The following is a 20,829-nucleotide window of genomic DNA, read 5'->3' as shown; positions in this document are numbered from 1 at the left end:
GGAACACTCGTCAGATCTACGGGTCAGCGAGGATGTGACCACGTTCCGGCGGGAACGCGTGTTTCGGATTCTGCCCGATCGTCTGACAACTAGCTAGGGCGAACGGCTCGTTCGTCGCATCCCCGACTGAACGAACGGACGATACCTGAGGGGCCGGGCGGCTCGCGACCCCTGCATCGGCGGCCAGCGCTGCCGGGCCAGATCGCCGAGGTCAGGTGGCACCACCCTGACCCGTCTCACCTTCGGCCAACGGTCGGCTCGGCGCACCCTGATAGATGCGGGAGGCGGCGATCTGCGCGGTGATCCCCGAGTTCTCCAGCGCCTCCGCCAGCCTGCGGCGCAGCTCCCGGCCCACAGCGAACTGGCCGTCCGCTGTCGTCTTCACCACCGTACGGATCACCGCACCATCCACTGTCATCTGCTCGACACCGAGCACCTCGGGCGCCTCCACGATCTCCGGCGACAGCTCCGGGTCGAGCGCCACCGAGGCTGCCGCCGTCCGCAGTACGGCGCTCGCCTCCTCGGTGCCGCTGAACCCGATCGGCAGGTCCACGACCACAAGCGCCCATCCCTGGCTCTTGTTGCCCACCCGGATGATCTCGCCGTTGCGGATGTACCAGAGCACGCCCCGGCCGTCGCGGACCGTGGTGACGCGGAGCCCGACCGCCTCGACGACACCTGTCGCCTCTCCCAGATCGACGTTGTCGCCCACGCCGTACTGGTCCTCGATGAGCATGAACAGCCCTGCCAGCAGGTCCTTGACCAGGCTCTGCGCGCCGAAGCCCAGCGCGACGCCGGCGATGCCGGCGCTGGCCAGCAGTGGCGCGAGGTCGAAGCTGAACTCGCGCAGGATCATCAGCAGCGCGATGCCGAAGACGAACGCGGTGGTCAGGCTGCGCAGCACCGAGCCGATCGCCTCGGCCCGCTGCCGACGCCGTTCGGGTACGAACTCGGCCGGGTCGACAGCGGCGGTGGGCACCCGCTCGCGCAGCGGCCGCAGCATCGTCGGCACAGCGCCCTCGGCTGTGGTCCGGACCAGACGGTTGATCGTCCGGTGCAGCGCCCAGCGGGCCACCATCGCCAGCACCAGGATCAGCAGCACCCGCAGTGGCTTGAGCAGGATCCAGTAGCTGCCCTCCGCGAACCATTCCGACCTGGTCATGCGGTAGAGGAATTCGCAGGAGGTGCTGCCCTGGCAGTTCACCGATCCGACGGTGGGCAGGGCGAAGGGGGTCACGCTGGCGGCACTCACACTGCCTTCGTACCGCAAGGGGCCCGGCCGCCCATCGGCGACCCACCGGCCGGGTGAGATCCCGCCGAGGGCTGGGTCGGACCGGCCTGAACCGGCCATCGTGACAGGTGCGGTAAGGAGCTTCATGTCCGACCCCGGATTAGTACGTGCAATCCGGGGTCCGATCAGGGACGATTGGCGCAACGGACGTCGGTGATCGGACGGGCGTCGACCGTTCGGGCCGTCATGCCCGACCTCGGTCGGCGGTCCTCCGCAGCAGCCGCTGAACCGGGAGGGTGACCGCGATGCCTGACATACGACCCACTGTGGGCTCCGGCGCGCTTGTCCTCAACGCCACCTACGAGCCCCTGTGTGTCGTGTCGGTGCGTCGTGCCGCGATCCTCGTGCTGACCGCCAAGGCTGTCTGCGTGGCCGACGGCGACGGCATCCTGCACAGCGCCCGCGACGCGCTCCCGGTGCCGTCAGTGGTTCGGTTGACCCGCTTCGTCCGGGTGCCGTACCGCACTCATGTGGGGTTGTCCCGGCGGGCGATCTTCGCCCGGGACGGTTGGCGCTGCGCCTACTGCCGCGGGCCGGCCGAGACCATCGACCACGTGTTCCCGCGTAGCCGGGGCGGCCGGCACGCCTGGGAGAACGTGGTCGCCGCGTGTGCCAGGTGCAACCACACCAAAGGTGACAAGACGCCGGCGGAGTTGGGCTGGCGGCTGCACGCGCTCCCGGCCGCTCCGAAAGGCACCGCCTGGCGGGTCCTCGGGCACCGCGCTCCGGACCCCCGCTGGGCGGACTGGCTCGACCTGCGGGAGCCCGAAGCCGCCGCCTGAGCCGAGGCCTGGTCGCGGCAGGGCCTGCGTCTCCCGCCGTCAAGCGCCACGGGCCTTGACCAGCGACGCGAAGACCACCACGTTGTCCGAGTAGCCGGTCTCACCGCCGACCCATCGGCCGCCGCAGGTGATCAGGCGTAGGCCGGGGCGGCTGAAGTCGCCGTACACCTCGTCGACGGGCAGTCGCCCCTTGTCGAAGTGGTCCACCGAGTCCACCTCGAAGACCGCCACGCTGTGGTCGGAGCGGGTCACCTCGATCTCGTCGCCGGAGCGCAGTTCGCCGAGCTGGTGGAAGACAGCAGGCCCGCTCGTGGTGTCCACGTGTCCGACGATCACCGCCGGGCCGTACTGGCCGGGGGTGGGGCCCTGGTCGTACCAGCCGGCCTCCTGGGCGCGGGCGGCGTCCGGCACGGCGATGGTGCCGTCGGCGGCGATGCCCACGTCATGCACCGGAGCCCGTACGTCGATCTTGTTGATGGCCAGGTCGGTTGGTCGACTGGCCGGCAGCACCGGGAACTTCTTCGGCGGTGGCCGCAGGCCGGCGCTGAGACTGTCCGGCAGGACGTTGATCCCAGTGACCTGTTCGATGCCGAGCATCGTGACGATCAGCACCATCACGGCAGCGACGGCAAGCACCGGCAGCCCCGGCCCCGGGCCGAACCGGCGACCCGCCAGCGGCGACCCGACGGGACGACGGCGCGGCGGCAGCGGGCGGGCATCCGGGTCGGTGGTGGCGACGCTCGCTGCAACCGCCTGGCCGGCGACCCGACGCAGTCGGCGCGAGGCGCCGGCCACCAGCCGACCGGAGGCGCGCAGCGCCGTCCCGGCCCGCTGTCGGGCACGGCGCTCCGGCCGCGTACGCGCGGATCTGCGGGTCATGGCCTGCCCGGCTCAGGAGCCGGCTCCGGTCCGACGCCGGCTGCCCGCCATGCCCAGCGCGACTGCGACGCCCACCACTGCCACGCCGCCGAGCACGAGCATCGAGCCGGTGCCCCGGCCGCCGGCGGTGCCGCCACCACCGGTCGCCGGTCCCTTGCTGGGCGATGCCATGTTCAGCACTGTCAGCATGGTGGAGGCCGTCTGGTTGTTCTGGCACTTCAGGTCGACCGGGTAGTCACCGGGCTGCTTGTTGGCCGGCACTGTGACCTCCCCCTTGAGGAAGCCGTTGTCCGGCCTGAGCATCACGTGCCCGAACGCGTCGGAGTGCACGTTTGCCTGCCGGTCGTTGTTGTTGTCGCAACTCGCCTTGATGCTCACCCGGCTGCCGGCCTGGACGCTGTTGGGCGTCACCTCGATGAAGGTGTTCTCACCGGCTCGCGCCGGTGCCACCGACAACAGGACGAACGCCCCGACCAGCCCCAACAGTGTCAGTGCGGACGAGAGCGCGCGGTTGATCGTGCGAAGTCCCTGCATGATTTCCCCCTCCCGGCGTCGACCGCCGGAACCCTCCCCTGGGCACGCCGCTGAGTTCCCGCTGGCCCGGGGGCAAACCCGCGAACGAGCAGGGTCAGCGGCGGGGACGGCAGGGTCAGCGGCGGGGACGGCAGGGTCAGCGGCGGGGGACGGCGGGGTCGGCGGGCGGGAGTGGGTGGATCGGCTGCCAGTGCAGCGGCGACGAGAGGACCATCGTGCTCGACGGCTGGCCGTACGGGGCGAGCCGGTCGATGACCCCCTCGAAGTCGTCGATCGAGCCGGCGGCCACCTTGAGCATGCTGCACGCGTCCCCGGTGATCCGGTGGATCTCCAAGATCTCGGGCCAGCCGGCCACCTCCGGGTCGTGCAGGATGCAACGCGCCCCATAACAGGACATTCGGATCAGCGCGACCACCGTACGACCGGCCCGGGTCAGGTCGACGTGGGCGTGATAGCCGACGATCACCCCGGTCTCCTCCAGCCGGCGGACCCGCTCCGCAACCGCTGGTGGGGACAGGTGCACCCGTCGCGACAGCTCGCTGAAGGAGAGCCTCGCGTCGGCCTGCAACTCGCGCAGCAGCGCCCAGTCCATGTGGTCCACGCTGCGACCTTACTTTCGTGAAGCCGATTCGCCCACCTGCCTTTCGTTCGCCATCTCAGGCCGGGAAGTGCCGTTGATCAGGCATTCCATCTGCCGATCCAACCGCGGGATCATGTTGTCGGCACATCCGGAGGGAGACGACTGGTGGATCAGACGGAGCAGCGGGCGCCTAACCGCGGCGTCACGGTACGACCGGTGACCCCGCGTCAGCGGGCCGCGCGGGCCGCACGCAACGGCGGCGAGCCGACGCTGGAGTTCGCCGAGCTGGTGCCGTATGACGCCTACGTGCGGGCGAGCGCACTGCACCAGTTGCAGCAGCCACTGAGCGACGACCCCGGCGAGATGTCCTTCCTGGTGGTCAGCCAGATCATGGAGCTGTACTTCGGGCTTACCTGCCACGAGCTGCGCGACGCCCAGCGCCTGCTGCGCGAGGACCGGATCACGGAGGCCCTGGCCCCGCTGCGCCGCGCCACCCTGCACCTGGAGGGCCTCAACGCCTCCTGGAAGGGTCTGCGCTGGATGACCCCTGCCGACTTCAACAGGTTCCGCAACCTGCTCGGTGAGGGCTCCGGCTTCCAGTCGGCCATGTACCGGCATCTGGAATTCCTGCTCGGCCTGCGGGACCCGGCGCTGATCCGACCGTTCCGCCGGCAGACCGAGGTGTACGCGGCGCTGACCGCCGGGCTGGCCGCACCGAGCCTCTGGGACGACGTGGTGGCGCTGCTCGCCCGGAAGGGCTTCGAGATGCCCGCCGACCTGCTCAACCGGGACGTGGCTGTCGAGCACGACCCGCACCCGACGGTCGAGACGGCGTGGGTGCGGATCTACGCCGACGGCGACGCGGACAACGAGCTGCGGCGGCTGGGCGAGGCGCTCAGCGGTGTCGCCGAGGAGTTCGGCGACTGGCGCTGGAACCACGTGAAGGCAGTGCAGCGGACAATGGGCGCGAAGGTCGGCAGCGGCGGCTCGGCCGGCCTGGCGTGGCTGCAACGGAGCATGGCCCGGGTGGTCTTCCCGGAGCTGTGGTCGGCACGTACGGCGATGTGAATCGAGAGCGAGACACCCCTGTGGACACCCCTGCAACCGACCTCCTGGCCTTCGTCGCGGGCGAAGTCGACGGACTGGACGTCGCCACCGCCGAAGCGCGGGCGCTGCGTCTCGACGAGGCCGACCCGGGTCACCGGCACCTCTTCCACGTGCCGCCCGCCGACGGCGGCGAGCACCCCGAGTCGGCGTACCTGGCGGGCAACTCGCTCGGCCTGCAACCACGTGCGACCCGTGACGAACTCCTCGCCGACCTGGACGACTGGCGCCGGCTCGGCGTCGAGGGGCATGTGGAGGCGGGGCGGCCCTGGCTGCCGTACCACGAGCTGTTGACAGCGCCGGCCGCCCGACTGGTCGGCGCCCGGCCCGCGGAGACCGTGGTGATGAACTCGCTCACGGTGAACCTGCACCTGCTGATGGTCAGCTTCTACCGCCCGGCGGGGGAGCGCACCCGCATCGTCATCGAGGACACGGCGTTCCCCTCGGACAGCTACGCGGTGCGCAGCCAGGCCCGTTTCCACGGTCTGGACCCGGACGCCACGGTCGTGCGGCTCAAGCCTCGCCCCGGCACCGACACGCTCGGCACCGAGGACGTCCTGGACTTCCTGGCCTGCGAGGGGCACACGGTGGCGCTGCTGATGCTCGGTGGCGTCAACTACCTCACCGGCGAGTTGATGGACATCCCGGCGATCACCGCAGCCGGGCGGGCCGCCGGCGCGGTGGTCGGCTGGGACCTGGCGCACGCCGCCGGCAACGTGCCGCTGGCCCTGCACGACTGGGACGTCGACTTCGCCGCCTGGTGCTCCTACAAGTACCTGAACTCCGGTCCGGGCGCGCTCGGTGGCGTCTTCGTGCACGAGCGCCACCTCGGCAACCCCGATCTGCCCCGCTTCGAGGGCTGGTGGAGCACCGAGGCGGCCACCCGTTTCGAGATGACCCCGGAGTCCCGCCCACCGGCCACCGCCGACGCCTGGCAGATCTCCAACCCGCCGATCTTCGCGATGGGCCCGGTGCGCACCTCGCTGGAGCTGTTCGACTCGATCGGCATGCCGGCGCTGCGCGAGCGCAGCCTGCGGCTCACCCGCTGGCTGGAACTCCTGCTCGACGAGGTCACCGCCGACCGGCCGTTGCAGGTCGTCACCCCCCGTGACCCGGCCCGCCGGGGCTGCCAACTCTCCGTCCGGGTCGGTGCCGGCAACGCCGCCGAGCTGACCAAGCGGCTGCGGCACGAGCACGGCGTGATCGCCGACGCCCGGGAACCGGACATCGTCCGCTTCGCCCCGGTGCCGCTCTACTCCACCTACCACGACTGCTGGCGGGCCGCCGCCGCGCTCGCCGCGACGGTCGCGCAGTCCTCGACGAAGGGGCAACCGCGATGACCTCCCGGCGCGACGAGATCGCGATCATCGGCGCCGGGCTGGCCGGCAGCCTTGCCGCCTGCTTCCTCGCTCGACGCGGCTACCCGGTGGTCCTGTACGAGCGTCGGCCCGACCCGCGTGCCGGCACTGCCGAGCGTGGGCGCTCGATCAACCTCGCGCTCTCCGAGCGTGGCCTGGACGCGCTGCGCCGGGTCGGTCTCGACGAGCAGGTGATGGCCGACGCGCTGCCGATGCGTGGCCGGATGATCCACCCGGTCGAGGGGGAGCCGCAGTTCCAGTCGTACAGCGCCGCCGGTGACCGGGCGATCAACTCGATCAGCCGGGGCGCGCTGAACAACGCCCTGCTGGACGCCGCCGCCGCGCTGCCCGGTGTACGCGTCGTCTTCGACCACCGTCTCGTCGGGCTCGACCCGACGAACGGCAGCCTTACCTTCGAGACCCCGCAGGGCCAGGTCGCCGCCAAGGCGTCCGTGGTGCTGGGCGCCGACGGTGCGGGTTCCGCAGTACGCGGGCAGTTGCTCGCCGACGGTCTGCTTACCGAGAACGTGGACCTGCTCGACTACGGCTACAAGGAGCTGACCCTGCCGCCGCTGGGTGGGGACTTCGCGCTTGACCCCGACGCGCTGCACATCTGGCCGCGCGGCACCTCGATGATGATCGCCCTGCCGAACCCGGACCGGTCGTTCACCTGCACGCTGTTCTGGCCGAACGAGGGCGCGGGCAGCTTCGCGGCGCTTGACAACCCGGCGGCCATCGAGCACTACTTCGCCAGGCACTACCCGGACGTGGTGCCGCTGGCCCCGAACCTTGTCGACGACTACGAGAACAACCCGGTGGGTGTGCTCGGCACCGTCCACTGCGCCCCCTGGCAGGTCAACGGCACCGTCGGCCTGCTGGGCGACGCGGCGCACGCCATCGTGCCGTTCTACGGGCAGGGCGCCAACTGTGCCTTCGAGGACGTCGTCGAACTGGACCGCTGCCTCGACGAGTGCGCCGACGAGTGGTCGGAGGCGCTGCCGCTGTACCAGCAGCGGCGGCACGAGAACGCCGAGGCCATCGCGACGATGGCGCTCACCAACTTCGTGGAGATGCGCGACAAGGTCGCCTCGCCGGTCTTCCAGCTCAGCCGTCGGGTGGAGCACGCTCTGGAGCGGGCGCTGCCCGGCCGGTACGTCTCCCAGTACGAGCTGGTGTCCTTCTCCACCACCCCGTACGCCGAGGTTCGCCGTCGGGTCCGGCGGCAGCACCGGGTGCTCGGCGCGATCGCCGGTGGTGTCGCGTTGTTGCTGGCCGGCGCGGTCGGCACGGCGCTCAGCCGAGGACGGCGCGGATGACCGGCCACTGGGATCCCGAGCTGATGACCGGTCGGGCGCCGGCCGGGCCACAGCGGTTGCGCAACTTCGTCGGCGGTGAGTTCGTCGACGGCGGGTCGACGTTCGCCAAGGCCAGCCCGGTGACGGGTGAGCAGGTCTTCGAGGTGGACGAGGCATCACGATCCACTGTGGACGACGCGGTGGCCGCCGCCCGCGCGGCACTGCGCGGCCCGTGGGGCCGGATGGGGGAGCGGGAACGCGCCGAGGTGCTGCGCCGGGTCGCCGACGAGTTGGAGCGACGCTTCGACGACCTGGTCACGGCGGAGGTCGCCGACACCGGCAAGTCCATCTCCCAGGCCCGCACCCTTGACATCCCGCGCGGCGCGGCGAACTTCCGCGCGTTCGCGGAGATCGTGGCGACAGCACCCACCGAGTCGTTCACCACTGTCACCCCGACCGGCGGCCGGGCTCTCAACTACGCGGTCCGCAAGCCTGTCGGTGTGGTCGCTGTCATCGTGCCGTGGAACCTGCCGCTGCTGCTGCTCACCTGGAAGGTGGCTCCGGCTCTGGCCTGCGGCAACGCGGTGATCGTGAAGCCCAGCGAGGAGACGCCCGCCTCGGCGACAGTACTCGCCGAGGTGATGGCCGCGGCCGGCGTACCGGCGGGTGTGTTCAACCTGGTGCACGGCTTCGGGCCGGACTCGGCGGGCGAGTTCCTCACCCGCCACCCGGGGGTGGACGCGATCACCTTCACCGGCGAGTCGGCCACCGGCGGGGCGATCATGCGGGCCGCCGCCGACGGCGTGAAGGCGGTGAGCTTCGAGCTGGGTGGCAAGAACGCCGGCCTTGTCTTCGCCGACGCCGACCTGGACGCCGCGGTGGCCGGATCGGTGCGGTCCAGCTTCACCAACGGCGGGCAGGTGTGCCTGTGCACCGAACGCATCTACGTGCAGCGCCCGGTTTTCGAGGAGTTCACCGCCCGGCTCGCCAAGCGGGCCGGCGAACTGGCGTACGGCTGGCCCACCGACGAGGCCACCGCCACCATGCCGCTGATCTCCCGGCAGCACCGGGCCAAGGTGCTGAACCACTACGACCTGGCCCGCGCCGAGGGTGCCGAGGTGCTGGCCGGCGGGGGTGTGCCCACCTTCGGGGACACCCGTGACGGCGGATCGTACGTGCAGCCGACAGTGCTCACCGGCCTCGGCCCGGACGCCCGTACCAACCGTGAGGAGATCTTCGGCCCGGTGGTGCACGTCGCGCCGTTCGACACCGAGGACGAGGCGTACGCGCTTGCCAACGGCACCGAGTACGGCCTGGCGGCGACAGTGTGGACCCGGGACGTCGGCGTCGCGCACCGGGCCGGCGCCCGGCTGGACGCAGGCATCGTCTGGGTCAACACGTGGTTCCTGCGGGACCTGCGCACCCCGTTCGGCGGTGTGAAGGCGTCCGGCATCGGCCGTGAGGGCGGCGTGCACTCGCTGAACTTCTATTCCGAACTCACAAACGTCTGCGTGGATCTGTCGTGACCCGACGCAGCGAGGAGCGGGCATGAGAGCTGACATCGAGGGTGCGAACCGGGAGCTGGCCGAGGCCCGCAGCACCGGCAAACCGTGTCCGCCGCTGCGCGGGCGGCTGCTGCCGGAGGGGGACGTCGAGTCGGCGTACCGCGTGCAGCAGCTCCAGGCGCGGGCCTGGCAGGACCGCGGCGAGCGCCGGGTCGGCGCGAAGATCGGGCTCACCTCCCGGGTCGTGCAGGAAGCCTTCGGGGTGTTCCAACCGGACTTCGGCGTGCTCACCGACGTGATGGCTGTCGGCGACGGCGTCGAGGTGGACATCGACCGGCTGCTTCAGCCTCGGGTCGAGGCGGAGATCGCGTTCGTGCTCGACAGGGACCTCGACGACCCGCAGATCACCACAGTCGACCTGATCCGCGCTGTCGACCACGTGCTGCCGGCAATCGAGATCGTCGACTCGCGCATCGCCGCCTGGGACATCTCCATCGTGGACACCATCGCCGACAACGCCTCCAGCGGGCTCTTCGTGCTCGGCACCTCGCCGCGCCGGCTCGCCGACGTCGACCTGCGGCTGTGCGGGATGGTGCTGGAGCACGCCGGTGAGCCGGTGTCGGTGGGCGCGGGCGCGGCCTGCCTGGGCAACCCGTTGCACGCCCTGCACTGGCTGGCCGGCACGCTCGCGCGCGCCGGTGACCCGTTGCGTGCCGGCGACGTGGTGCTCTCCGGGGCGCTCGGGCCGATGGTGTCGGTCACCCCCGGCGCCGCGTACGAGGCACGGATCTCGGGGCTCGGCTCGGTGCGGGCCTGCTTCTCGCGAGGAGAGTCAGCATGAGTGGCGGCGTGGCGGTGCTCGGTTCCGGGAACATCGGCACCGACCTGATGATCAAGGTGTTGCGGCTGAGCAGTGCCGCCGATGGGTCGCGACTGCGGGACTCCGCTTCGCTGCGTTCCTCGCGCTCCCCGGCGAGCCTCCGGATGGTGGCGATGGCCGGCATCGACCCGGCCTCCGACGGCCTGGCCCGTGCCCGCCGGCTCGGCGTCGCCACCACCGCCGAGGGCGTCGACGGGCTCGTCGCGATGCCCGAGTTCGCCGACGTCGAGCTGGTCTTCGACGCCACCTCGGCCGGCGCGCACCGACGTCACGACGAGGTGCTGCGCGCCCACGGCCGTACCGTCGTCGACCTGACCCCGGCCGCCATCGGCCCGTACGTGGTGCCGCCGGTCAACCTGGACGAGCACCTGCACGAGCCGAACGTCAACATGGTCACCTGCGGCGGGCAGGCGACAGTGCCGATCGTCGCCGCCGTCGGGCGGGTCACCCCTGTGGCGTACGGCGAGATCGTCGCCTCGATCGCGTCTAAGTCGGCAGGGCCGGGCACCAGGGCCAACATCGACGAGTTCACCGAGACCACGGCGCGAGCCATCGAGGTGGTCGGCGGCGCCGAGCGGGGCAAGGCGATCATCGTGCTGAACCCGGCCGACCCGCCGCTGCTGATGCGCGACACCGTCTACTGCCTCTGCCCGGACGCCGACGCCGACACCACAGCCATCGCCGCCTCGGTGGCGCAGATGGTGGCGGCGGTCCAGGAGTACGTCCCCGGCTATCGGCTCAAGCAGGACGTGCAGTTCGAGCGGGTGCAGGCGTACCTGCCGACGCTCGGGCGGCAGCTCACCGCCCTACAGGTGTCGGTCTTCCTGGAGGTCTCCGGCGCCGGGCACTACCTGCCGGCGTACGCCGGGAACCTGGACATCATGACCTCCGCCGCGCTGCGCACCGCCGAGCGGCTGGTGGCCCTGCGCTCCTCGGAGGTGGCTGCGCGATGACCGACCTGTACATCCAGGACGTGACGCTGCGCGACGGCATGCACGCCGTCGCCCACCAGTACACGGTCGACCAGGTGCGGACGATCGCCGCCGCGCTGGACGCCGCAGGGGTGGCCGCGATCGAGGTGGCGCACGGCGACGGGCTCGCGGGGTCAAGCGTCAACTACGGTCACGGCGCGGCAAGCGACGCCGAGTGGATCTCGGCAGCCGCCGAGGTGCTGACGACGGCGAAGCTCACCACCCTGCTGCTGCCGGGCATCGGCACCATCGCCGACCTGAAGGCCGCGAAGGCGCTCGGCGTGACAAGCGTGCGGATCGCCACCCACTGCACGGAGGCCGACATCTCCGCCCAGCACATCTCCTGGGCGCGGGAGAACGGCATGGACGTGTCCGGCTTCCTGATGATGTCGCACATGAACGATCCGGCCGGGTTGGCCGGGCAGGCCAAGCTCATGGAGTCGTACGGGGCGCACTGCGTCTACGTCACCGACTCCGGCGGCCGGCTGCTGATGTCCGACGTGGCGCAGCGGGTCGACGCGTACCGGCAGGTGCTGGAGCCGGAGACGCAGATCGGCATCCACGCCCACCACAACCTGTCCCTCGGCGTGGCCAACAGCGTGCTCGCCGTCGAACACGGCCGGATCTCCGGGTCCGCAGCCGTCGGCGCCGACGCGACACACGGGCGGACCGTCCGCGTCGACGCCTCTCTCGCCGGCATGGGCGCGGGCGCCGGCAACGCGCCGCTGGAGGTCTTCGTGGCGGTCGCCGAGTTGCACGGTTGGAAGCACGGCTGCGACGTGTTCGCGCTTATGGACGCGGCGGACGACCTCGTCCGCCCTATTCAGGATCGGCCGGTCCAGGTGGACCGGGAGACGCTCTCCCTGGGCTACGCGGGGGTCTACTCCAGCTTCCTGCGGCACGCGGAGCGAGCTTCGGAGCGCTACGGCGTCGACGTCCGGTCGATCCTGGTCGAGTTGGGTCGCCGTCGGATGGTCGGCGGCCAGGAGGACATGATCGTGGACGTGGCACTCGACCTGGCCGCTAAGCAGCCTGCGGGCGCGAGGAGTGAGCCGGGTCTGCGAGCCCCGCAGTCGCGAACGAAGGATGAGTCCGTGAGCGCGAGGAGTGAGCCGGGTCTGCGAGCCCCGCAGTCGCGAACGAAGGATGATGCAGCATGATCGGCGTGGACACCCTGGGCGTCGCGGCGAAGCTCGGCGAGGCCGCCGACACCGCCACCGCGATCCCGCAGCTCGCCGCCGAGGTGGGGCTCGACGTGCCTACCGCGTACGGCGTGCAGGCCGCGCTCGTGCAGCGCCGGCTGGAACGCGGCGAGCGGCTCATCGGGCTGAAGATGGGGCTTACCAGCAGGGCGAAGATGGCCCAGGTCGGTGTGGACGAGGTGATCTGGGGGCGGCTCACCGACGCGATGCGGGTGCCCGACGGCGGTGTCGTGGACCCGGCCGCGTACATCCATCCCCGGGTCGAGCCCGAGGTGGCGTTCCTGCTCGACCGGCTGCCCGAGCCGGGCGAGCCGGTGGGCGACTTCACAAGCGCGGTCCGCGCGGTGGCGCCGGCCATCGAGCTGATCGACTCCCGGTACGCCGACTTCCGCTTCTCGCTGCCGGACGTGATCGCCGACAACACCTCGGCCGCCGCTTTCGTGATCGGGCCGTGGTCGCCGGTTCCGGCGGGACTTGACAACCTCGGCGTGCTGCTGGAGGTCGACGGCCGGGTGGCGCAGGTCGGTTCGACGGCGGCGATCCTCGGCGACCCGCGTCGGGCACTCGACGAGGGCATCCGGCTGGCCGGCCGGCACGGCGTACGCCTGCAGTCCGGCTGGGTCTTCCTGGCCGGCGCTGCCACCGCTGCCGTCCCGCTGCGTCCGGGCGCCCACGTCCGCGCTGTTGTGGAGAAGCTGGGCACCGCGTCGCTGAGGGCGGCGTCATGACGGCGCGGGTCGTGGCCGGCAAGGCCGTGCCACGCGGCGCGTTCCCGCACGTCAAGGTCGCGGGCGGGTTCGTCTTCGTCTCCGGTACGTCGTCACGGCGGCCGGACAACACGTTCGCCGGAGTCGAGGTCGACGAACTCGGCACCACGAACCTCGACATCCGGGCACAGACACGTGCGGTCATCGAGAACATCCGGGACCTGCTGCGGTCGGTCGGCGCAGACCTCACCGACCTGGTGCAGGTGACGTCGTACCTGGTCAACATGAATGACTTCGGTGGCTACAACGAGGTGTGGGCGGAGTTCTTCGACGCGTCGGGGCCGACCCGCACCACAGTGGCGGTGCACCAGTTGCCCCACCCGCACCTGCTCATCGAGATCCAGGCCGTGGCCCTTCTTCCCTCGGGAGGTCAGTCGTGAGTGAAATCGCCGAACCGTTCAGCTTTCCGGGCTGGATCGCTGACAACCAGCACCTGCTGAAGCCGCCGGTTGGCAACAAGGAGATGTTCCCCGGCGGCGACGACTTCATCGTGATGGTGGTGGGCGGCCCCAACCAGCGCACCGACTTCCACGTCGACCCGTACGAGGAGTTCTTCTACCAGGTCAAGGGCAACATGCACATCAACCTCATGACCCCGGAGGGTCCGCGTACGGTGCACGTGCGCGAGGGGCAGATGTGGATGCTGCCGCGCAACACCCCGCACTCCCCGCAGCGCCCCGAGGCCGGCTCGATCGGTGTGGTCGTCGAGCGGGTCCGCGAGGAGGGCACCCTGGAGAAGTTCCAGTGGTACTGCCCGGAGTGCGGCAACAAGGTGCACGAGGTGGAGTTGCAGGTCCGCGACATCGCCGCCGACCTGCCGCCGGTGTTCCAGGCGTTCTACGCCGACGAGCAGGCGCGTACCTGCGCCAACTGCGGCACCCTGCACCCGGGTAAGGGCTGATGGCGGCAGGCGTCGTCGACGTGCACACGCACGTCGTACCGAAGGGTTGGCCGGATCTCGGCGCGGCGTGCGGCGGGTCCGGCTGGCCGTGGCTGCGTGTCGACTCCGAGCGCGCCGCGATGATCATGGTGGGGGAGACGGAGTTCCGCCCGATCGGCGCCGAGTGCTGGGACGCGTCCCGGCGGCTTGCCGACATGGACGCCGACGGCGTTGACGTGCAGGTGGTTTCGCCGACCCCGGTGTTCTTCAGCTACGACCGCCCCGCCGACCAGGCGGTGAAGATAGCCCGGATCTTCAACGACCTGACACTTGAGGTCACCGCTGCCGGCGGCGACCGGCTCGTGCCGTTCTGCCAGGTGCCGTTGCAGGACCCGGACGCCGCCTGCGCCGAACTGGACCGCTGCCTGGCCGCCGGGCACGTCGGCGTGGAGATCGGCAACCACGTCGGCGACATCGACCTGGACGACGCCGGCGTGGTCACCTTCCTGCAACACTGCGCCGAGGTGGGCGCTCCGGTCTTCGTCCACCCGTGGGACATGCCGAACAGCCCTCGGCTGGACCGGTGGATGGCCCGCTGGCTCACCGGCATGCCCGCCGAGACGCATCTGTCGGTGCTGGCGATGATCCTGGGTGGCGTCTTCGACAAGGTGCCGGAGACGCTGCGGATCTGCTTCGCGCACGGCGGCGGCAGCTTCCCGTTCTGGCTCGGCCGCGCCGACAACGCCTGGCACCGACGGGGTGACCTGGTTCGTGGCGCGTCCGCAGGCCCGCCCAGCAGCTACCTCGACCGCTTCCACGTCGACTCGGTGGTCTTCGCGCCTCCGGCGCTGCGGCTGCTCGTCGACACCATGGGGTCCGACCGGGTGCTCGTCGGCAGCGACTACCCGTACCCGTTGGGCGAGCGCCCGGCCGGTGCGGTGGTCCGGGCCGCCGACTTCCTGACCGACGACGAGCGCCACAAGCTGCTGTCCACAAACGCCCTGCGCTTCCTGTACGGCTGAGCGTCCGCCCGGCCGGGGCGCGCCGCCGTCCCCACGGGCGCGAGCAGATCTTGGACAGTTTCCGTTCGGGGCGGACGGAAACTGTCCAAGATCTGTTTGGTCTGCGGTCCGAGTGTCGGGTACGGCGGGTGGCGGCGGACGGCAGGATGACGGGATGGTTGAGCCGCACGACCTGACCGCGTTGGAGCAGGCAGCCGCCATGGCCCGTGGCGAGTTGTCAAGCGTCGACCTCGTCGAGCACTACCTGCACCGGGTGGCGGCCCTCGGCGACAGCGTGGGCGCGTTCGTCACTGTCACCCCGGAACTCGCCCGGGAAGCCGCCAAGGCCGCCGACGCCGCACCGGCCGAGGCGCGCGGGCCGCTGCACGGCGTACCGACCGCGATCAAGGACCTCACCCTCACCGCAGGGGTCCGCACCACCTTCGGCTCGGCTGCCTTCGCCGACTACGTCCCGCCCGTCGACGCCGACGTGGTCCGGTTCATCAAGGCCGCCGGCCTGGTCAGCCTCGGCAAGACGACCACCTCCGAACTGGGCTGCTCGCTCTACTCCGAGGGCCGCGTCGCGCCGCCGGCCCGCAACCCGTGGCAGTTGGCGTACACCGCAGGGGGTTCCAGTGGCGGCGCGGCGGCGGCGGTGGCGGCCGGGCTGGTCCCGGTCGCACAGGGCTCCGACGGTGGCGGCTCGCTGCGCATCCCGGCGTCGCTCTGCGGCCTGGTCGGCTACAAGCCCAGTCGCGGCGTGGTGTCCGGCGGACCGCTCGGCTCCGGTGCGTTCGGCCTGCCCACGAGCGGCCCGCTCGGACGGACCGTCGCCGACGTCGCCGCGCTGCTCGACGTGCTGGCCGTGCCGGTGCCCGGCGAGCCCTACCTGGCGCCGCCCGCCCCGCCCGGGGGATACCTGGCCGCCGCCCGCCGGGCCGACCCCGGCCGACTGCGGATCGGCCGTTTCACCACGCCGATGCTCGCCGACGAGCCGGTGCACCCCGACTGCGTGGCCGCCGTCGACCGGGCCGCCGCGCTGCTCACCGCCGCCGGCCACGAGGTGGTCGAGGTGCCACCGCCGCTCGGCCCCGAGGCGTGGCCGCTGTTCGAGACCATCTGGTACGTGCTTGCGCTCTCCCCGGTGGACCCGCAGCGGGAGGCGGAGCTGCTGCCTCTGACCCGGCTGCTGCGTGCCCGGGGCGCCGAGATCTCCGCCGGCACGTTGGCAGCCACCCTCGGCGAGTTGCAGGCCCAGGTCCGCCTCGGTGCCCGCCGTACCGCCGGATGCGACATGCTGCTCTGCCCCACGCTCGCCGCACCGCAGGCGCCCATCGGCTGGTTCACTGCCGACGGTGACCCGGCAGCCGACTTCGACAGGCAACGCCGATTCTCGCCCTACTGTGCCATTTTCAATGTCACCGGTGACCCCTCGGTGTCCCTGCCGGTGGGCACGACGGCCGCCGACGGGCTGCCCGTCGGCGTGCTGCTCACCGGCCGGTACGGCCACGACGCGCGGCTTCTCGAGACTGCTGCGCAACTGGAACACGCCAGTGACTGGTGGGATCGCCACCCCGCAATCTGGCGGGCGGTCGACTCCGCTAACGTGAATAGCGACGGAATCGGCCGGCCACCATTGTGACCGTCCATCCGGCCCGGTTGTTCGAGGTCCTTCTTCCGCCTGGGGGCGTTGGGATTGTCTGTTACCGAGACGTTGCTGGTCTTCGTCGGCATCCCCGTGGCTGCGGTGTTGGTGATCGCCGGCCTGGCGTACGCCGGAAGCCGCGGCGGTGGCGGTGGCGCCAAGCGCTACCGGCCCGGCCGGCCCTTCGACTTCACCCCGGTCTGGTTCCTGGGCCGCCCGGGGCAGCTGGCCGACTCGGCCGGCACCGCGCTGGCAGCGGGCGCGCAGGCACCCGCCCTGACCAGCCACAAGCTTGAACAGGCCAGCGTCGAGGCGCCGGCCGGTGGAACCGGAGGCGCAAGTGACCGTTGGTGAGAAGCAGACCGGGACGGAAAACCCGCCGGAGGTGCTTGACGGGCCGTTCTCGACCCGCCAACTGCTGCGCATCGACGAGGCCCTGCGCCTGGCCGACCAGGGCACCGGCCTGGTCTTCTCGATCTTCGTCGGCGGCCTCGACGAGCCGGTCCGTGAGCACGCCCAGCGGCTGCACCGCCAGCTCGCCGACCCCGACCGGTCGGTGCTGATCGCGGTGTCGCCCAACCAGCGCCAGTTGGAGATCGTCACCGGGCGGCACGCCCGCAAGCGCATCCCCGACACGTACGCCAAGCTGGCCGCGCTCTCCATGGTCGGCGCGTTCAGCGGCGGTGACCTGGCCGGCGGCATCATCAACGGCCTCGACCAGCTGGCCAGCCACGCCGGCAAGGGCTGAGCCCTCCTCGTACGACGAAGCCCGGTCCCGCTCTCGGCGGGCCGGGCTTCGGCCTGTCCAGAGCTGCCGGTCAGCGCGGCCAGGCGGACGGGTCGAGTCGCATCTCCCACGGCTCGTCAACGGTCACCGGGTCGTCCGGGCCCACAGTGCCCAACAGCTCGTAGTGGTCGCCCTTGCCGAGCCGATAACGGTAGACCACCGGGCCGAAGTCGCCACGTTCCACACGCCAGTAGTGCGCGATGTCCGCCTCGGCGTAGAGCGCCGGCTTGGTGAACCGGTCATGCCGGCGGCTGCCGACCGACTCGACTTCCAGGACGAGCGCGATATCCGCCGGCTCGGCCCACATCCGCTCGCGCGGTGCGCCTGGGCGCAACACCGTGAGGTCGGGGATGAGGTTGGCGCCGGGCACCCGCACGCCGATCTCCCGGATGACCCGCCAGCCGGTGGGTGCCGCCTGGCGCAGCGTCATCCGTACCTCGTCGGCCAGCTCGTGGTGCTCGGGACCGGCTGGAGGAGTCACGTGCAGGCTTCCATCGATGATCTCGTAGCGGTTGCCGTCGGTGGGCAGGTCGAACAGGTCCTGCTCCTGCCAGCCCCGATCCGGTGGTTGCCACTGGTAGATCGGATGTGCCATCTCGTCCACCTCCTCCCGTCACGATAACGCCGGGGGCCGGCGCGGGTTCACACCCACGCCGACCCCCGACGGTAGTAGCGGTCAGGCGCCCTGGGCGTCCTTCGCGCGTGCCTTGAGCGCCCGCACCACACCGTCGCGGCCCTCGGCGACAAGGCGGCGCAGCGGAGCGGGGTGCCCGTCCTCGGCCAGCCACGCGTCGGTGGCCGCCACCGTGTCGTCGTCCACCAGGTAGGTCGGGTACGCCAACTGGGCGAACTCCTGCGCCGGCTCGCTGTCCCGAGTTGCCCACACCTGACCCACCGCCGCGAAGTAGCGTTCCCGGTAAGGGGTGACCAGCTCCACCTGCGTCGGGTGGGCGAAGCCCTGCAACAGCGCCCGGTGCCGCCAGTTTGGCAGCGCCTCCGTGCCGGTCAGCAGATCCCACACGGCCGCCTTGTTGGCAGCGGTGGACACCAGCGCGTGCACGTACGCGGCCTCCCGCTCGCCACTTGCGGTGCGGTCACCGGCCAGCTCCGCCTCGATCTCGGCCGGGCCGGCCGCGCCGTTGGCCACGAGCGCGCCGAGAACCGCCCAGCGCAACTCCGTGTCCACGGTCAGCCCTTCGGGTGCGCCGGAGCCGTCCAGCCAGCCGCGCAGCGTCGCCAGGTCCTCGTCGGAGCGGGCCGCCGACGCGTACCCCCGAGCCCAGGCCAGCTGGAAGCCGCTGCCCGCCTCGGCAGCGGCGAGCGCGTCCTTTGCCGTGCGGGCCAGGTCGGCCCAGCCGGTCGGCGCCCACGCCGGGTCGGCGTACAGGGTGAGTGCGGTGGTGGCCTGACGCAGGGTGGCGGTGACCAGGTTGATGTCGGTCTCCGCGGGCAGCCCCGCCAACACCAGCGCCACGTAGTCGCGGGCGGCCAGCTCGGCGTCACGGGTCATGTCCCACGCGGCGGTCCAGCACAGCGCACGCGCCAGCGACGAGTCGAAGCCGCCGATGTGCTGCACCACAGTCGACATCGACCGGTCGTCCAGGCGCAGCTTGGTGTAGCTCAGGTCGTCGTCGTTGAGCAGCAGCACGTCGGCCGCCCGCACACCGCGCAGCTCGGCGAGGTCGGTCCGCTCGCCGGTCACGTCGACCTCGTACCGCTCGCGGCGCACCAGCCGGCCGTCGGTCAGGTCGTACAGGCCCACGCCGATCCGGTGCGTACGCAGCGTCGGGTACGCCGCCGGCGCCTCCTGCCGGACCACCACCTGCTCGTACGTGCCGTCCGCGCCGATCGTCAGCTCCGGCCGCAGCGTGTTCACCTGCGCGGTCTCCAGCCACTGTGCCGCGAACTTGCGCAGCTCCCGCCCCGAGGCCGCCTCCAGCTCGGTGAGCAGGTCGTCGAATGTGGCGTTGCCCCACGCGTACTTCGCGAAGTACGCCCGCAGCCCGGCCACGAACGGCTCCTCACCCACGTACGCGACGAGCTGCTTGAGCACGCTCGCGCCCTTGGCGTAGGTGATGCCGTCGAAGTTGACCTCGACGGCCTCCATGTCCGGCATCTCGGTGTAGACCGGGTGGGTGGAGGAGAGCTGGTCCTGCCGGTAGCCCCAGTTCTTCCGGATGGACAGGAACGTCGTCCACGCCTCGGTGAACCGGGTGGCGTGGGTGTTGCACCAGTGGCTGGCCCACTCGGCGAACGACTCGTTGAGCCACAGGTCGTTCCACCAGCGCATGGTGACCAGGTCACCGAACCACATGTGGGCCATCTCGTGCAGGATCGTGTTGGCCCGCTGCTCGTACTCGAAGTCGGTGACCTGCGAGCGGAACAGGTAGTGCGACTCGGCGTGCGTCACGCAGCCGAAGTTCTCCATCGCGCCGGCGTTGAAGTCGGGCACCCACAGCTGGTCGTACTTCGGCAGCGGGTAGCGCACACCGAACTTCTCGTGGAAGAAGTCGAAGCCCTGCTTGGTGATCAGGAACAGGTCGTCGGTGTCCATGTGCTGCGCCATCGACGCCCGGCAGAACGCACCCAGGTCGATGCCGTCGTGGGTGTCGCGCACCTCGTGGTACGGCCCGGCGCACATCGCCGTGATGTAGGTGCTCATCCGGGGCGACTCGGCGAAGTGCAGCGTCTTGAGCCCTTCACCCGCCGGCTCCTCGCGCTGCACTGGCATGTTGGACACGGCCCGCCAGTGCGCCGGGACCGTGGCGTGCCAGGTGTAGACGCTCTTCAGGTCGGGCTGGTCGAAGCAGGCGAACACCTTCTGTGCGTCGGCCGTCTCGAACTGGCTGTAGAGGTACGTCTCGCCGTCGACCGGGTCGACAGTGCGGTGCAGCCCCTGGCCGCTGTTGGAGTAGGCGAAGTCCGCGTCGACGACCAGGACGTTCTCACTGGCCAGGCCGGACAGCGTCAGGCCCTTCTCGGCCGACCAGTCGGACAGGTCGACGGGAGCGCCGTTCAGAGTGGCGGATCGCACCGACTCGGCGGCCAGCTCGATGAACGTGCTCGCCCCCGGCTCGGTACAGCCGAACCGGACCTCGGTTGTCGACCGGAACGTGCGGCCTTCGGCCGCCAGCACGGCGGTTGACAGGTCCAGACTGATGTCGTACCCGATCACGTCGAGCAGGCTGGCCCGCTCGGTCGCCTCCACCTGCGTCAGGTTGCGCACTCCCGGCACTGTTCGTCTCCATCCCACAATTCGCCGTACGCCCGGCGGCGCCCGTCTGCCGACCACTTGTGGCGCCGGCCCGGCCCCGAGTCTTCCACGTACGGGCAGCCCGCGGTGGCCGAGGTCACGCTCTCACTCAGGT

General features: G+C 71.1%; 20 protein-coding genes and 1 pseudogene. 15 read left to right on the top strand and 6 right to left on the bottom strand.

The genetic code is table 11. The features are described 5' to 3' along the window. Positions 1 to 211: 211 nt before the first annotated feature. Positions 212 to 1,378, bottom strand: coding sequence for a mechanosensitive ion channel family protein (locus tag ACPXB1_RS21220; RefSeq protein WP_355593943.1), 1,167 nt, complete (start codon positions 1,376 to 1,378; stop codon positions 212 to 214). Between the two features lie 158 nt (positions 1,379 to 1,536). On the opposite strand from ACPXB1_RS21220, the gene ACPXB1_RS21215 reads away from it, so the two are divergent. Further along, positions 1,537 to 2,073: an HNH endonuclease gene (locus tag ACPXB1_RS21215; protein WP_053653125.1), complete on the top strand. Its 537-nt coding sequence runs from the start codon at positions 1,537 to 1,539 to the stop codon at positions 2,071 to 2,073. Positions 2,074 to 2,112: 39 nt separating this feature from the next. Here ACPXB1_RS21215 and ACPXB1_RS21210 read toward each other — a convergent pair whose 3' ends face one another. The 3 genes from ACPXB1_RS21210 to ACPXB1_RS21200 all read right to left on the bottom strand — a co-directional run bounded on the left by ACPXB1_RS21210 (position 2,113) and on the right by ACPXB1_RS21200 (position 4,087). After that, complete coding sequence (locus ACPXB1_RS21210) at positions 2,113 to 2,889, bottom strand: class F sortase (protein ID WP_355594026.1); 777 nt, start codon at positions 2,887 to 2,889, stop codon at positions 2,113 to 2,115. Positions 2,890 to 2,964: 75 nt separating this feature from the next. Further along, entirely contained in the window at positions 2,965 to 3,438 is a 474-nt protein-coding gene (locus ACPXB1_RS21205; protein ID WP_053653124.1) for a hypothetical protein, read from the bottom strand. 184 nt (positions 3,439 to 3,622) lie between these two features. Continuing rightward, complete coding sequence (locus ACPXB1_RS21200; RefSeq protein WP_053653008.1) at positions 3,623 to 4,087, bottom strand: Lrp/AsnC family transcriptional regulator; 465 nt, start codon at positions 4,085 to 4,087, stop codon at positions 3,623 to 3,625. 144 nt (positions 4,088 to 4,231) lie between these two features. Here ACPXB1_RS21200 and ACPXB1_RS21195 point away from each other — a divergent pair, with 144 nt between their 5' ends. From ACPXB1_RS21195 to ACPXB1_RS21130, 14 genes and pseudogenes are all read left to right on the top strand, one after another. Next, positions 4,232 to 5,134, top strand: coding sequence for a tryptophan 2,3-dioxygenase (locus ACPXB1_RS21195; RefSeq protein WP_425735704.1), 903 nt, complete (start codon positions 4,232 to 4,234; stop codon positions 5,132 to 5,134). Positions 5,135 to 5,208: 74 nt separating this feature from the next. Continuing rightward, positions 5,209 to 6,510 carry a kynureninase gene (gene kynU, locus ACPXB1_RS21190; RefSeq protein ID WP_425735725.1) on the top strand — a complete coding sequence of 434 codons (1,302 nt, stop codon included), beginning with the start codon at positions 5,209 to 5,211 and terminating at the stop codon, positions 6,508 to 6,510. After that, a complete protein-coding gene (locus ACPXB1_RS21185) occupies positions 6,507 to 7,844 on the top strand; it encodes an FAD-dependent oxidoreductase (protein WP_425735703.1) in 1,338 nt (445 codons plus the stop codon). The genes kynU and ACPXB1_RS21185 overlap by 4 nt, the downstream gene beginning before the upstream one ends. 23 nt (positions 7,845 to 7,867) lie before the next feature. Next, on the top strand, positions 7,868 to 9,349 hold the full coding sequence (locus tag ACPXB1_RS21180) for a 2-hydroxymuconic semialdehyde dehydrogenase (protein ID WP_355594030.1): 1,482 nt from the start codon (positions 7,868 to 7,870) through the stop codon (positions 9,347 to 9,349). A 22-nt stretch (positions 9,350 to 9,371) separates the two neighbouring features. Continuing rightward, on the top strand, positions 9,372 to 10,169 hold the full coding sequence (locus ACPXB1_RS21175) for a 2-keto-4-pentenoate hydratase (protein ID WP_425735702.1): 798 nt from the start codon (positions 9,372 to 9,374) through the stop codon (positions 10,167 to 10,169). Continuing rightward, the gene (locus tag ACPXB1_RS21170; RefSeq protein WP_425735701.1) at positions 10,166 to 11,161 is read left to right on the top strand and encodes an acetaldehyde dehydrogenase (acetylating); all 996 of its coding nucleotides are present in this window, start codon (positions 10,166 to 10,168) and stop codon (positions 11,159 to 11,161) included. Before ACPXB1_RS21175 ends, ACPXB1_RS21170 begins: the two co-directional genes overlap by 4 nt. After that, positions 11,158 to 12,210 (top strand): annotated as a pseudogene (gene dmpG / locus ACPXB1_RS21165) (4-hydroxy-2-oxovalerate aldolase); the annotation flags it as partial. The gene ACPXB1_RS21170 and the pseudogene dmpG, both read left to right, overlap by 4 nt. 125 nt (positions 12,211 to 12,335) lie before the next feature. Continuing rightward, positions 12,336 to 13,109 (top strand): 2-keto-4-pentenoate hydratase, encoded by a 774-nt coding sequence (locus ACPXB1_RS21160; RefSeq protein WP_355593953.1) that lies wholly within the window; start codon positions 12,336 to 12,338, stop codon positions 13,107 to 13,109. Next, complete coding sequence (locus ACPXB1_RS21155) at positions 13,106 to 13,528, top strand: RidA family protein (protein ID WP_053653000.1); 423 nt, start codon at positions 13,106 to 13,108, stop codon at positions 13,526 to 13,528. The genes ACPXB1_RS21160 and ACPXB1_RS21155 overlap by 4 nt, the downstream gene beginning before the upstream one ends. Continuing rightward, positions 13,525 to 14,049 (top strand): 3-hydroxyanthranilate 3,4-dioxygenase, encoded by a 525-nt coding sequence (locus ACPXB1_RS21150; protein WP_355593955.1) that lies wholly within the window; start codon positions 13,525 to 13,527, stop codon positions 14,047 to 14,049. Before ACPXB1_RS21155 ends, ACPXB1_RS21150 begins: the two co-directional genes overlap by 4 nt. Next, entirely contained in the window at positions 14,049 to 15,050 is a 1,002-nt protein-coding gene (locus ACPXB1_RS21145) for an amidohydrolase family protein (protein ID WP_355630669.1), read from the top strand. Before ACPXB1_RS21150 ends, ACPXB1_RS21145 begins: the two co-directional genes overlap by 1 nt. Before the next feature lie 154 nt (positions 15,051 to 15,204). Then, the gene (locus ACPXB1_RS21140; RefSeq protein WP_355630667.1) at positions 15,205 to 16,671 is read left to right on the top strand and encodes an amidase; all 1,467 of its coding nucleotides are present in this window, start codon (positions 15,205 to 15,207) and stop codon (positions 16,669 to 16,671) included. Positions 16,672 to 16,743: 72 nt separating this feature from the next. Beyond that, on the top strand, positions 16,744 to 17,028 hold the full coding sequence (locus tag ACPXB1_RS21135; RefSeq protein WP_355630672.1) for an aa3-type cytochrome oxidase subunit CtaJ: 285 nt from the start codon (positions 16,744 to 16,746) through the stop codon (positions 17,026 to 17,028). Beyond that, entirely contained in the window at positions 17,015 to 17,422 is a 408-nt protein-coding gene (locus ACPXB1_RS21130; RefSeq protein WP_167943004.1) for a DUF5130 family protein, read from the top strand. Before ACPXB1_RS21135 ends, ACPXB1_RS21130 begins: the two co-directional genes overlap by 14 nt. Before the next feature lie 70 nt (positions 17,423 to 17,492). Here the strand turns inward: ACPXB1_RS21130 and ACPXB1_RS21125 are convergent, their stop codons facing one another. After that, positions 17,493 to 18,056, bottom strand: coding sequence for a Uma2 family endonuclease (locus ACPXB1_RS21125; protein WP_355593961.1), 564 nt, complete (start codon positions 18,054 to 18,056; stop codon positions 17,493 to 17,495). An 81-nt stretch (positions 18,057 to 18,137) separates the two neighbouring features. Next, entirely contained in the window at positions 18,138 to 20,687 is a 2,550-nt protein-coding gene (gene pepN / locus ACPXB1_RS21120; RefSeq protein WP_355630665.1) for an aminopeptidase N, read from the bottom strand. Positions 20,688 to 20,829: the final 142 nt, after the last annotated feature.

The sequence above is a fragment of the Micromonospora sp. DT68 genome (assembly GCF_049847245.1).
In the GTDB taxonomy this organism is placed as follows: domain Bacteria; phylum Actinomycetota; class Actinomycetes; order Mycobacteriales; family Micromonosporaceae; genus Micromonospora; species Micromonospora profundi.
Note: the sequence above shows the minus strand (reverse complement) of the source record. Positions and strands in the feature narration are given on the sequence as shown.